The sequence below is a fragment of the Candidatus Uabimicrobium amorphum genome (genome assembly GCF_009002475.1).
In the GTDB taxonomy this organism is placed as follows: Bacteria; Planctomycetota; Uabimicrobiia; order Uabimicrobiales; family Uabimicrobiaceae; genus Uabimicrobium; species Uabimicrobium amorphum.
The window spans coordinates 8736642-8750198 of the sequence record NZ_AP019860.1 but is presented as its reverse complement, the minus strand read 5'-3'; the positions used below and the strand labels follow the sequence as shown (position 1 = coordinate 8750198).

The 13557-nt window shown below is 39.8% G+C and carries 5 protein-coding genes; 2 read left to right on the top strand and 3 right to left on the bottom strand.

Annotated features, from left to right (window positions below; all coding sequences use genetic code 11):
- Nucleotides 1-95: 95 nt before the first annotated feature.
- From UABAM_RS30715 to UABAM_RS30705, 3 genes are all read right to left on the bottom strand, one after another.
- The gene (locus UABAM_RS30715; protein WP_151971808.1) at nt 96-5111 is read right to left on the bottom strand and encodes a protein kinase domain-containing protein; all 5016 of its coding nucleotides are present in this window, start codon (nt 5109-5111) and stop codon (nt 96-98) included.
- Nucleotides 5112-5121: 10 nt separating this feature from the next.
- Nucleotides 5122-5976, bottom strand: a complete 855-nt coding sequence (locus UABAM_RS30710; protein ID WP_151971807.1) for a nucleotidyltransferase family protein — start codon at nt 5974-5976, stop codon at nt 5122-5124.
- Nucleotides 5977-6050: 74 nt separating this feature from the next.
- A complete protein-coding gene (locus UABAM_RS30705) occupies nt 6051-9143 on the bottom strand; it encodes a UvrD-helicase domain-containing protein (protein WP_151971806.1) in 3093 nt (1030 codons plus the stop codon).
- 155 nt (nt 9144-9298) lie between these two features.
- Between UABAM_RS30705 and UABAM_RS30700 the strand changes: the two genes are divergently transcribed.
- Together UABAM_RS30700 and gspD are read left to right on the top strand one after the other, a co-directional pair.
- Nucleotides 9299-11311 (top strand): secretin N-terminal domain-containing protein, encoded by a 2013-nt coding sequence (locus UABAM_RS30700; RefSeq protein ID WP_151971805.1) that lies wholly within the window; start codon nt 9299-9301, stop codon nt 11309-11311.
- A gap of 109 nt (nt 11312-11420) precedes the next feature.
- The gene (gene gspD, locus UABAM_RS30695) at nt 11421-13526 is read left to right on the top strand and encodes a type II secretion system secretin GspD (protein WP_151971804.1); all 2106 of its coding nucleotides are present in this window, start codon (nt 11421-11423) and stop codon (nt 13524-13526) included.
- The last annotated feature ends 31 nt before the right edge of the window (nt 13527-13557 follow it).

The following is a 13557-nucleotide window of genomic DNA, read 5'->3' as shown; positions in this document are numbered from 1 at the left end:
TAGTTCTCTAATTCTAGAGAACTAAATTCAAATGGAAATGGAACGGACGGTACGAGAACCGTCCATCTATCGCAAATATGTGGAATTAAGAAGGGTTATTCTGTTATCTGCACCACAATAGGGTGGCGGCAATTTGGACAACAGCCTTTTTGGCCGACCATGGTGGCAGAAATATGTAGTTTTTTTGTACATCCAGGACAGGTAAAGAAAATCTTCTTATTTTCTTGTTGTTCTTTTTCCAGTTTGTCTAAGTATGTATGTAAGTTGCGCAAGCATTTCATGAACATACGTTGCACAAAGGCTATTTTACGATAATAATCGCTTCTTGCTTGGGGGTCCTGTATGTTAGAAGCATCATAAATTGGTGGCTTGGTGAGCTCATCTAGATGATTAAACAATATATTGTTGAGTTCGTCTTTCACCGCTTCGATTTCGATTCTCTCCTGTGGTTTATTGCGCATCATTTGTACTAGTAAATTAGAAAGGGCTTTTACCAAATTTGTTTTTGGTAGATGTTCGTCTAACCTAGGTTTTTCTGAATACAGAATGACCTCAACTAGTTTATGCAAATTACCTGCCTTAACGACTTTTTTACCTGTTAACACTGTGAATAGTGTTGCCCCAAGTTGGTAGACATCACATTGATGCGTTAAAACATTTTCATGTTTAAATTGCTCGGGAGCAGCATAATACAATGAACCAGCAAATGGACGTTCGACGTTTTCTTCCGCAGTCACTGGACGACAGAGGTGTTGTAGTTCAGCAGCGCGTTCATGCTCTTTTTTTTGTAGTTGTCGCCCTGTTGTTTCCAACATTTTTATCTTATTGTTGATGTGATTCATTTCCTGTTCATTAAACTCTTCCATGTTTACCTTGCGTTCGTACAAACGTTTTAAACGCTTATGTACAAATTCACACTCCGTACTTATGCGCAAGAAATCACTATCTAGTACGCGTAACAATCTTCTGTTGTCTTCGTTTAATTCTGAGTTTACAGCATGCGTGGTGATGGCAAGTCCGAAGTCGAAAAGTTTGGGCATACCAGCTTCGGTCAACAAGATATTTTGCGGTTTTATATCGCGGTGTATTACCCCTTCTTCTTTGAGCTCGATGAGAGCATGGGTAAGTCCATAGAGAAGCATAAAGCCAACAGTAATAGGTAGCTTATTGTCTGGGAACATCGAACATAATTGGTCGGTGGCAATGTCTCCACCATACTCCATCATTGCATAGTAACCAAGGTGCGTGTTGTCTTCTTGGTTTTTGGCCATAAGACAACCTTGTTGTATAAGACCAACGACACAACGACTAATTTTCTCGCGCTGTGCTATTTTTTCCAAACAATTTCCTTCATGTATGAGAGATTCTTCGCAGCCTTTGAAGGCAACTTTCACAACAAAGCTTTTACCGGAAGGTAGTTCCGCATATACAATTTCTTGGTTGTTAATACCTTTGCGTATACATAAATGATCCTTGAAGTACTCTCGCGACCATCTGTTTTCGGGACGGATGGACAAAATTGTTCCGTCAAATTTTGTGGTGAGTTTTAAAACCATGCCCATTCCACCACGTCCAAGTTCGCTAATTTCGTAGTCGCTTTGGAAAAAATCTTTAATAGAGGTACTTTTTTGTTTTAGTTCGAAGTAATGTAGCGCCCAATCTAGTTTGACATAAAAAATGTGTGTTTTTGGCTCTTTTATTGCGATTAGAGCATAACTTTCACCTTTTTTAAGATCATTTTCTTCTATAAATTTTTTCCAAGACTGTACTTCGTAGCTATTGGAGAAATTTACGGCCACTTGCATGATAAAAGATGTCGGATCATTAGAGTTAAGTGCAGAACGCGATTTTTCCGATTGACGTGTTTCTGTTGTTGAAATACTCGCCTTTTTATCCAGTTGTTGCGAAGCTGTGTTTGAAGAGGGGGGCGTACTTTGCACCGCATTTGCGGTGTTGTTGCCAACGATTGTGGCATCTGATTCTAAAACTTGATGTTGAGAGTTTGCACTGGTAGGGTCGCCAACAATGGTAACATCATATTCTAGATTGGGAGTATGATCGGGTTCTTTGGCGACAAAGTCGGAAAGATTTCCCCCAACAACCGTGACGTCGGTGGCCATAGAGTTGTCTGCGGTGTTATTCTCCACCTCCTGAACGACTTGCGGAAGATCATTGCCGAGGATCGTGGAGTCAGACTCAAAATAGCTAGGGGTAGCGTCGGGTTCTTTGGCGACAAAATCAGAAAGATTTCCCCCCACGATCGTGGCATCGGTGGCCATAGAGTTGTCCGCGGTGTTGTTCTCTACTTCTTGAACGACTTGCGGAAGATCATTGCCGAGGATCGTGGAGTCAGACTCAAAATAGCTAGGGGTAGTGTCGGGTTCCTTGGCGACAAAGTCAGAAAGATTTCCCCCTACAATAGTGGCATCGGTGGCCATAGAGTTGTCCGCGGTGTTGTTCTCTACCTCTTGAACGACTTGTGGAAGATCATTGCCGAGGATTGTGGAGTCAGACTCAAAATAGCTAGGGGTAGTGTCGGGTTCCTTGGCGACAAAATCAGAAAGATTTCCCCCTACGATCGTGGCATCGGTGGCCATAGAGTTGTCCGCGGTGTTGTTCTCTACTTCTTGAACGACTTGCGGAAGATCATTGCCGAGGATCGTGGAGTCAGACTCAAAATAGCTAGGGGTAGTGTCGGGTTCCTTGGCGACAAAGTCAGAAAGATTTCCCCCTACAATAGTGGCATCGGTGGCCATAGAGTTGTCCGCGGTGTTGTTCTCTACCTCTTGAACGACTTGTGGAAGATCATTGCCGAGGATTGTGGAGTCAGACTCAAAATAGCTAGGGGTCGCGTCGGGTTCTTTGGCGACAAAGTCGGAAAGATTTCCCCCAACAATAGTGGCATCGGTGGCCATAGAACTGTCTTTTTCACCTACTACTTCTGGCAAACCTTCACTGTTGTCTGTATCTGAGGAAAAATATCCATTATTGCTATTTTCGATTGCTTGGGCGACTTTACTGATGGCATCACTGACCACTGTGGGGTCGCTTGCAAAGTTTGATTCTTGTGAAAGTTGTGGAAGTGGTGCTGGGTCTTGGTGTTGGTTTTTGTCTGTTGAATCTTCGTCGTGTTGATGCTCATCCGTAACTTGTTGTGCAACCTCGGAAACTTCCTCACTTACGATTGTTGCGTCGGAAGTAAATGAATTGGCAAACTCTGGAGAAAAGTACCCTTCATTTTCTGGGGTTCCTTGTTGGAGTATAGGAGCGTCGGGAGAAAAGTAACCTCCTGATTCTTGAGGTTGTTCAGACGCATCTGTTTGGAAGTAACTTGTCTCACTGTTTGCGTCATTGTTTGCAAAATCACGGACGTTTCCAGAAACAATGGTTGCATTGGAGGCAAATGTATTATGTGTGTCGACTTCGTCGACAACTTGGGGTAGTCCGTCACCACCAACTATTGTGGCATCAGATTCTAAGTTTGGCATTGCACTATCCAAACTGTTGTCGACTTTATCGACAACTTGGGGAAGCCCTTCGCTTGCCACAATGGTGGCATCAGATTCTAGATTAGGCACTGACGCGTTTGGTGCGACTTGTTGGTCACCAACAATGGTCAGATCAGAATCAAAATTGCTTGGGTGCTCTTCTTTTGTATTTGACTGTTGGGGGAGATCACCTACTACCGTTTCGTCGCCACCAGACAACTGCGGTAATCCGTAGCCCTCTTCCTGTGAGGATTCGTCCTTAGAAGCAATTTTTACGTTTAGCTTGGAGTTTTCCAGTGCGGAATCCGAGTTTTCGATATTTATATGTTTTTGATCGTTGAAATTTCCCTGAACAATGCGAATGTTGTGCTGTTGAAGACCTGTAAAATCTGTTAAACCATCATTTTCGACAAATCCTTTGTAATCGGATATGATTTTTTTCAGATGTTCCTCAAAATGATATAAATGTTGGATGATTCTTGCTTCCTGTATATCAATTTCGAGTTCCAGATCGTTGTTTGTTTGGTTAAAAATCCAACATTTGCGGTAGAATTTCTCTTGGAGATACAACAAAACGTCGTTTTTCAATTCTTTGGGAAATTGCATGGTGCGCGTTGCGGTACCTGGTATACTTAGATTGGTTATTTCTTCTAAATTTTTGACGATCTTTTCTAAAGATATTTCTTCTGGCTCGTCGGGTACAATATCGACCTCTTGTAGTTCTTTTTTTATCATATCGCGAACTAGTTTTCGCGTGGTATCTATTTGATTTTCTTCTTTGGCTAAGGCAACTTGAATATCGATGGTTTTTTCGAGGTTACTGGCACCACTAAAATCTAGAGCATCTTTGGCATTTACTTGTTTGTTTAGGTCTTGTAATAAATTTTCATATGAGTTGTAGCGCTTTTCAGGATCTTTACAAAGCATTTTGTCTAATATTTGCAAAACTGGCTGTGGAATCTCTGATTGTATTTTGGGGTATGGCTGCGAAATATGCGCTTGCATAATCTTCTTATATGGGCCATGGTATAGTGTTTGGCCTGTTAAGCAATAGTGATAAATAGCTCCCAATGTGTATATGTCCGATTGAATAGTGGATTTTTTTCCCTTACATTGTTCGGGAGACAAAAAATGTGCTATTGTTGGTGGCAAACTATAATCGGTGATGGTAACGCCGTCTTCATGTAAAATAATATTGTTTGGTTTTAGGTTTTTTAGGGCTTGGTGGCGTGTACAAAATTCGCGCAAAACGTTTACGATCGTTACCAAAACAGCCGTTGCCTCTGGTTCCGACATTTTTTTGTGCTTCTGTATTGTTTGTCTTAAGGTTTCGCCTTCTTGATATCTACGTAAGATAAAGTAGTTGCCTTTCTTCATTATTGCAAATATTTCTGCCATCCCCGGATGAAATATTTTGCAATTCGCTTCAAGGTCACGCAAAAATTTTAGTAAAAATTTTTCGTTTTGCGTTACTTTTCCTTGCAATATTTTTAAAGCACACAAATCGTGTTGCGGATGTTGGATTAAATAGCTAATCCCTAGAGAGCTACTACCTAAAGATTTTTTGATTTCCACATCACCAAGGAGTCTTTTGATTAATGATATTATTTGCGTTGACAACATAAGTCACCTATTAATGTAATAATGGACTTGGAAATATTCCGCTGCTAATTAATTGTTGTATTTGTTGTTGTACATATGCCAAATCTTGGGGGTACGTAATACCTAACCATTGTTCTTCCGAAAACAGAACTTTTACATCGGTGACTTTGTTATTGATTAGATAATCGATGACACTTGGAATATAAAATTCGTCTTGCTGTGGATTTGGGGTCTCTGCCAAAAACTTGGAAAAAAGTTGTTGAATATGTTCGAATATAGAGGGAGGGAATCCCCAAAAATTCATAGATACGGGGGTATCTTTGGTTAATTCATTTTGTTGTTGTACATCTTCAACAAAAATTTTACTACGTTCTTTTACCGTTTGTAGAAAACTGTTTTTTACCGAGCATATTCCCCGCGAAACGCTTCCATTTTTCGATAAGGTTTTTCCTAATTCGAAAGCCACCATTGCAAAGCTGTTTGGATTTTGCTTTAAAAAATTGGCCATCATTGTGTATGAAGTTGCTCCGTAAAAGTCGTCTGCATTGATCACCACGAAGGGCGAATTTACTTTTTCCTGTGCACAAAGTACCGCATGACCTGTTCCCCATGGTTTCTTTCGCGGATATTTGTCTATCATATCAATTTCTTGGAAAACGTGATGTATATCGGCTTGCTTTTCCCACTTTTTTGTAACCAAACGACAAAAGTCACTTTCAATATCTTTGCGTATAACACACACTATTTTATCGAAGCCGGCTCGTATCGCATCAAAAAAAGAGTAGTCCATCAATATTTCCCCGCAATTCCCCACGGGTTGTAGCTGCTTTATTCCGCCATATCTACTTCCCATACCTGCCGCAAGGACTACCAATGTAAGAGACATAATACCTCCATATTACTTCGCAACTTTGTTTATAGAGTATGTTGTTTATTTTGCAACATGTCAATTCTTAATAACTAGCTATACTTTTTTGCCATGTCATCCAATATGATGTTCATGTTTTCAAAATCAACATTTGTGATATGATAACTACTATCTTCCTCTATGAAATAAAAGGTTATTTCTTTTAACATACAGTTAAGTAGTTGTGAAACGGCAAAAGAATAAATTGTTCCCAAGTATAAATAATGTTCGTCATCATGCTTTTTTGTAAGGTTACAATCCATCATAACAAAACCATCGTTTTCTTGGAAGGCAATATCAATATTTCCCATAACAAGATAATCTTCAAAACGGAATGTGAATGGGAGATTATGATACTTTTTTTTGCTTAATTTTATTCTTTCGTCTAGATTTTGCAAGTGAGATAATATTTTTTCTAGGTGAAAAGATTTTATGAAGTAAAAAGACTTAAGTTTTTCGTGTAAAAAAGCGTTGTCGTCGTTGGCAAAAATCATGCACAATAAGTCGCGCATTTCTCCAGCCATTTGTAGTCCTTTGTAGTGTCGGGTATCGATAGTTCTTTCCAGGAGGGGCGTTGATTTTTTCTGTGATAGAAATCTTTGGCGATGAGAAAACCACTTACTTTCGGAGACGGGGTCTAAGTTTTTAATTTTGACTGGCTCCATGGAAGTGAGGGTGACATCCTTGACAATAGAGTGAAAGGTATCTACGTGAATATTCGTTTCTGCGGCACTGATGTCCTGATGTAAAAAATGTAAAAACCCCTGCTTTTTACCCGACACTGGCACTAGTAGATAATCTCTGGCTCGGGTAGCCGCAACATATAATAATCTTTTTTCTTCTGCCACGAGTCTGTTTTTTTCTTTTTCGCAAATGATGGAATAGTTCTGCGTTTCGAGTAAACCTCTCTGCAAGCGTATTGCGACAGAATTGGTAGGTTTGTCATGAATGATATAAGGCAATTCGCGGATATTTGCGGAAACATCGGCAATGATGACCACCGGGAACTCTAGTCCTTTGGAACGATGGATACTAAAAATGCTGATCGCATCCTCTTCTACTTGAGATTCATTGTCGAGACTGTCTAGCTCACTTAGCCACAGAATAAAATTTTTCCAATCAATAAAGCTGTTTAGGGTAGTAACTTTGGCAAAGTTTAATATCTTTTGTAGGGTTTTTACATAGTGCTTTCCTTGTTGCATCGACGCAAAGGTAAGTAGTATATGAGTTTTTTGGTAGAGATTTTGCAGCCATTGATATCCACTTTTTTGAGGGAGTTGTAAGTGAAATTCACGTAGTAAGGTCATTGCTACTGCCATGCGTCCACTTGTTTGAGGTTTAGCTAAGTAATTGAGCCCTTGTTGTGAATATTGAAGTATTTCACGATCACTGATACAAAATATTGGTGAGCGTAGGGTAGCGATTAAAGACATTTTGTCGTCGGGGTTTACCAGAGTTTTAAGCAGTGATAGTAAACTATGCACCTCAATGCGATTAAAAGAAGATTTTCCTCCAATGACTTGGTAAGGAATGTTAGAACTTGAGAGTACTTGCTCGAATAAATTCACGTATGTGTAGCGACGAAACAGTACCGCGATGTCTTTGTAAGACACTATTTGTTCGCGACCGTCTTTAGAGATGGTCCATTTTTCGTCGATGATTTGACGTATAGATTCCGCAACGCATTTGGCTTCTTGTTCTATAGGACGTTCATCTCCTAAGTCGTATGAAACAAGGATGATAGGATTTGCGATCTGCGCTCCTTCACGGCTAGGAGACAACGCTGTGTATTGGGGTTGATACTTTCCATCCTCTGGTTTCACGATCAAACGTGAAAAGACTTGGTTGCACCAATGAATAATGCCATGTGTGGAACGAAAGTTACGCGTAATGAATAGGCAATGTTGCGACCCCAGGATTTCTTTTACTGTTTCGTAAATTTCAATATCCGCTCCACGGAAGCGATAGATGGACTGTTTGGGATCTCCTACCATGAAGAGTTTTCCAGGGATCAGTTGTGCTTGTTGCCAATCATGTAACTCTTCGTCCTGACTTGCCAACTGAAATAGGATTTCTACTTGGAGGTCATTGGTATCTTGGAATTCATCCACGAGAATATAACGAAAATTTTCTTGGCATTGGCGGCGGATTTCTTGATTTGTTTGTAATAAATGTTTTACATAGTACAACAAATCATCAAAGTCAACGAGTGCTTGAGTTTGCTTTTGTTGTTTTACGGTATCGAAAAATTTGTTTAGCCAGGCAATGGTATCGCAAACAAGGTTGTGATTGTGGTGTGCACGCGTTGTTTCACTGAGTGTTTTAAGACTCTTCAACTGTTGCTTCACTTCTTTTAGAACTTGGGGTGGGTCCCAATTTTTTTGGTTTCCCCCCGATTTTACTTCGATACCATGCGCAACGTAGTAAGCGAATTGCTCTAAAGGCTGTTGACGTAAAAATATATGCTGATCTTTTAGAGTTTCTATTGCCACATACCCTTTATCTTCTTTATTCGTACAATATTGTTGCTCTGTTTGTAAATCATGAGTGATTCTTGCGAGTTCTTGTTGAAAATGCGCAACATCAGCATCTACTTTGGCGACATGAGGCATGTCGCGTTGGTGTATTAACAGTTGCACTATTTTTTCTAGTTTTTCAAAAGATATGCCCAGTAACAGCAAAGAATAGAGACATGGGTTTTGCTGTTGTACTTGTTCTATAAGCCAGCGCTGCCAAAGTTGCTGGGTAAATTTATGGAAAGCTCCGGGGTCCGCGACGGAAAATTCGGGAGATAAGCCGGCTTCTATGGCATACTGTTTGAGAATGGATGCGCAAAAACCATGTATGGTGTTAATGCTTGATTTTTCGATGTCAAGGTATGCATTGCGAATACGTTGTAATATACTCGCGTTTTTTTCGGAATCTAGTTGTTGCTGTAATTGCTTTTTTATACGCGTTTTGAGTTCCTCGGCCGCTTTTTCCGTAAATGTAATGGCGACGATTTGCGGTAGTGTTGCACGCCCACTTCTGATTAAGTTGAGGATGCGTGCCACCAACAAAGTGGTTTTACCCGTACCAGCACCTGCTTCCACCAGATAGGTTGTATCCAAGTCGTTTTGTATGAGTTCTCGCGCATGTTGATCCATAATTACTCTCTAAATTGGTTTATCTCTGGCAAAAAACTAAGAAGATAATTATAATGGAAAAAAATTTTTTACCTAAACTTTTTATTCAAGCCACACGTCTTTTGTAAAAATGTGGCAAATGTTTATACTACTTTACTACAAAACAACGGAAAAATATGAAGCTTATTATTTTCTTTTTTGTGATTTTATCCTTTGTGGTTTCTCAACAAGACACATACACTGTTAAATTTGAAGATGAGAGTCTTGAGTCATTTATTAATACTGTCGGAGAAATTACCGGAAATAACATTATTATTTACGACCGTACGTTAAAAAACAAAAAGATCAATTTAGCATCTACAAAACCTATTACCAAAGAAACTTTGTATAACATATTTTTGTCTGTTATGGAATACAACGGTTACATCGTACAAAGCGTTGGCGATGGAGCTTCCAAGGTTATCAAAATTCGTCCTGCAACTTCAGGGTCTTCGGTACCAACAATTACAATATTTAGCGAAGAGGAACTGCGCAAGTATCAAAATCAGGATATGTTCATCACAATGGTGATTAATTTAGAACATATTTCTGCTCGTGAGGTGCAGACGACATTGCGCTCACTACGTATTGTAAATCCCCAAAGTGGTAATTTGGGAGGAATTGATAGTTCCAATACTATTTTTGTAACGGACTTTGCTCCTAACGTAAAGCGCATTTATGATGTAGTAAAGTTAATGGACCAACCTGGTATTGATAAGCAACTGCGTGTGGTAAAATTGAAGTACGGTAATGCGCAAGAGCTCGTTACCCAATTGAACGAACTTGCAGCACAAGATAAAAAAACACGTAGAGGAATAGGTCCAAACCTCGAAGATGCAAAACTGGCCGCTGATGTACGTTTGAATGCCGTGATCATTCAGGCATATCCTTCGAAGATCGAACAACTGACGACGATTATAAAAAGTCTGGATTCGAATATTTTCAATGAGCCAGCGAAGTTTCACTATGTGCAGATTAAGAATATTGATGCGAGTACATTACAAGAAACACTAAGTAAGCTTGTTAAAAAACAAAATATTCAAGAAGGTGAGATACCGGTTGCCATAGAAACGGATACGCAGAACAACGCTTTGATTGTCCAGGCAGACGAAAATACATGGTCGCAAATAGCGGCGCTTATCGAAGTCGCTGATGTGCGTAAACCTCAAGTGCAAATAGAAGCAGCATTGGTGGAGGTAAACCCTAACGATGTTTTAGGACTAGGTGTTGAGTTGTTTTATGCCGAAAACTCCGAGGATGGCAAAACAACTATTGGTGGTGGATCTAACTTTGGTTTTACAAATTTAGTGGCGGTGAATGGTAATACAGCTGTACCTATTAACCAAAACCAAGCAATTACCGCGGAAAAATTTGGTAAACTACCCATCGTTCCTGCTCGTGACCCCTTTCAACGCTCGGGTACTTTTTTTGCAAATTACGATGACCTATTCACACTACCTATTTTACTCAACGCTATTCAAACACAAACCGATACACGTGTTGTTTTTCTACCGAGTATTGTGGTTAATGAGAATGCAACGGCGCAACTAAAAGTCGCTGATTTTCAACCATCTCTTGAAACAAAAATAGATGATTCGGGAGCTTTCATAGATTCTTTTGGAGACTTTCAAGAAGCAGGTACTACATTAATTGTGACACCTCATATTAGTAGCGAAAATAACTACTTACGTCTTGATATTAGTCAAACAGTCGAAGCCTTTGATCGAGCTTCTCTTGCCGCAGGAGGTGTCCAGGCGAAGACCACGCGGCAATTGGTTTCTTCTGTGAGTATACCCGATGGTCATACAGTCGCTGTAGGTGGTCTTACGTTTGATCAAGATGTCTTAACTGTAGAGAAAATTCCGTTACTGGGGGATTTACCTCTCATTGGATTTTTATTTCAAACGCGTGTTGTCACACACCAACGTCAAAATGTTTTTCTGTTTGTGACGGCCAAAATTTTGAAAGATGAAAATTTTGAAGATTACAAAAAACTATCTCATGAAGTTAAATTAGAAACGAGTTCCTTTGGGGTTGATATGGATTTAATTGATAAGTCGTTTCGTCGCTATCAACAAAAGTATGGACTCTCCAAAGAAGAACCTGAGCCACTGTATATGTTGGAATACCAAAGTCCGAATAAAAACTAAGGGATTTTGCAGGCAAATATAAATCCGCAATTTTCTTTTTAAAAGCAATATTAATTTATATAATATTGTCTTTGATAAACTCTAAGATTATTTACATGGGACCTTTAATATGAATAACAAAAACTTTGTTGAAACCATAAAAGTCATATGCATTGTATTCGCATTGTCTTTTGCTTCGCTGTTAACAGCACAAAACGAAGATGAATATACCATCAACTTTGTAGGTGATGAGCTCGAACTGTTTATAAAAACAGTAGGAGAAGTGACAGGCAAAAACTTTATTATCTACGATCAAACGGTCAAAACAAAAAAAATCTACCTTGTCTCATCAAAACCAGTCTCCAAAGAACTTCTATACAAAATATTTCTTTCTGTAATGGAATACAACGGCTACATCCTTGAGACAGTAGGTAGCGGTGAAAATGAAATTATTAAGATCAAACGTAACATCCAGGGCCCATGGACACCAACTGTTACGATATTTGATGAAAGCGAATTAAAGAAATACGAAGAAAAAGATTTCTTTATTACAATGGTGATTAAATTGAAGTATATCTCCGCCCGTGAAGTTCAAACCACTTTGCGCGCTTTGCGAATTGTAAACCCGCAAGGAGGTAACTTGGCAGGTATTGAAGGTTCAAATACCATTCTTATCACTGACTTTGCGCCTAACGTAAAACGTATTTATGATGTAATTCAAATCATGGACCGTCCTGGACCTGAAAAAGAATTGCGTATATTTAAAATGCAATACGCTGATGCAACGTCTCTCGTGGATACTCTAAACGAACTTACTGTAAAACAAACGCGCTCATCGGGAATCGGATTAGGTCCAAACCTAGATGATGTAAAGATTGTGGCAGATCCACGTTTGGGTGCTCTTATCGTTCAAGCATATCCAGGACGCATGGCAAGACTAGCGCCTATTATTGAAGAACTCGACAAAAAATTAGACACCGAGCCTTCCAATTTTCACTACATCCGTCTGAAACACGCCGATGCAAGTACACTGCAAGAAACATTGGCGAAACTAATAGAAGAAGGAGGTTTTAGCGGACAAAGTGGTGCACGTCCTGCAGGTTCCAAGGTCTCTTCTGGAGGAAGAGATGAAGATGAAAAACCAGCGATTGAAACCGATACACAAAATAACGCACTTATCGTAAAAGCATCACCACGTGAGTGGAACGAAATTTTAAATATCATTCGTCAAGTCGATGTTCGCAGACCTCAGGTACAAATCGAGGCAGCTCTTGTTGAAGTAAGTCCTCAAGACATACTTGGTTTGGGAATTGAATTGTTTTTTGCCGAGAATGCGGAAGACGGCCAAGCCACAATCGGTGGTGGAACCAACTTTGGCTTCACAAACCTAGTGGCGGTGAACAACAATACCGCGGTTCCTATTAACCAAAACCAAGCCATTACTGCACAAAAGTTTGGTAAATTACCGATTATCCCTTTTCGTGATCCATTCCAACGTTCGGGAACCTTTTTTGCAAACTACGACGATCTATTTACATTGCCTATTTTGTTAAATGCTATTCAAACACAGATCGATACAAAAGTTGTCTCTTTACCAAGCATTGTGACAAACGATAACCAACAAGCGCAACTAAAAGTGGCAGATGCGCAACCGTCGCTTGTGAACAATGTTGATGATGCTGGTGGGGTTCGTGAATCGTTTGGTGACTTCCAAGAGGCGGGAACCACTTTACTTGTCACACCGCACATCAGTGGTGAGAAAAATTATTTGCGTCTGGATTTAAGTCAGACAATCGAAGCTTTTGACCGTGCTTCTTTGGCTGTGGGTGGTGTTCAAGCCAAAACTTCACGCCAAATTGTGACTTCTGTAACCATTCCTGATGGTCACACCGTGGCGATTGGTGGTTTAACTTTTGATTCTCGTACCATTAGTGTGGAGAAAATTCCTTTATTAGGTGACCTACCTCTTATTGGATTTTTATTCCAAACACGTATTGTGACACACAATAAACAAAACATTTATCTCTTCGTAACCCCACGAATTTTGCGCGATGAGAATTTTCAAGATTTTAAGAAGTTTTCTCACGAAGTTAAGGTGGAGACGAGTAAGTTTGGAGTCGATATGAATTTGATTGATCCGTCATTTGCACGCTATCAGCAAAAATACGGTCTATCCAATGAGGAGCCAGAGCCACTCTATATGCTCGAATATCAAAGTCCCAACTCCAACAAGTAGTAGTGTTTTACCTCAAGAGCATTTAGCTCTA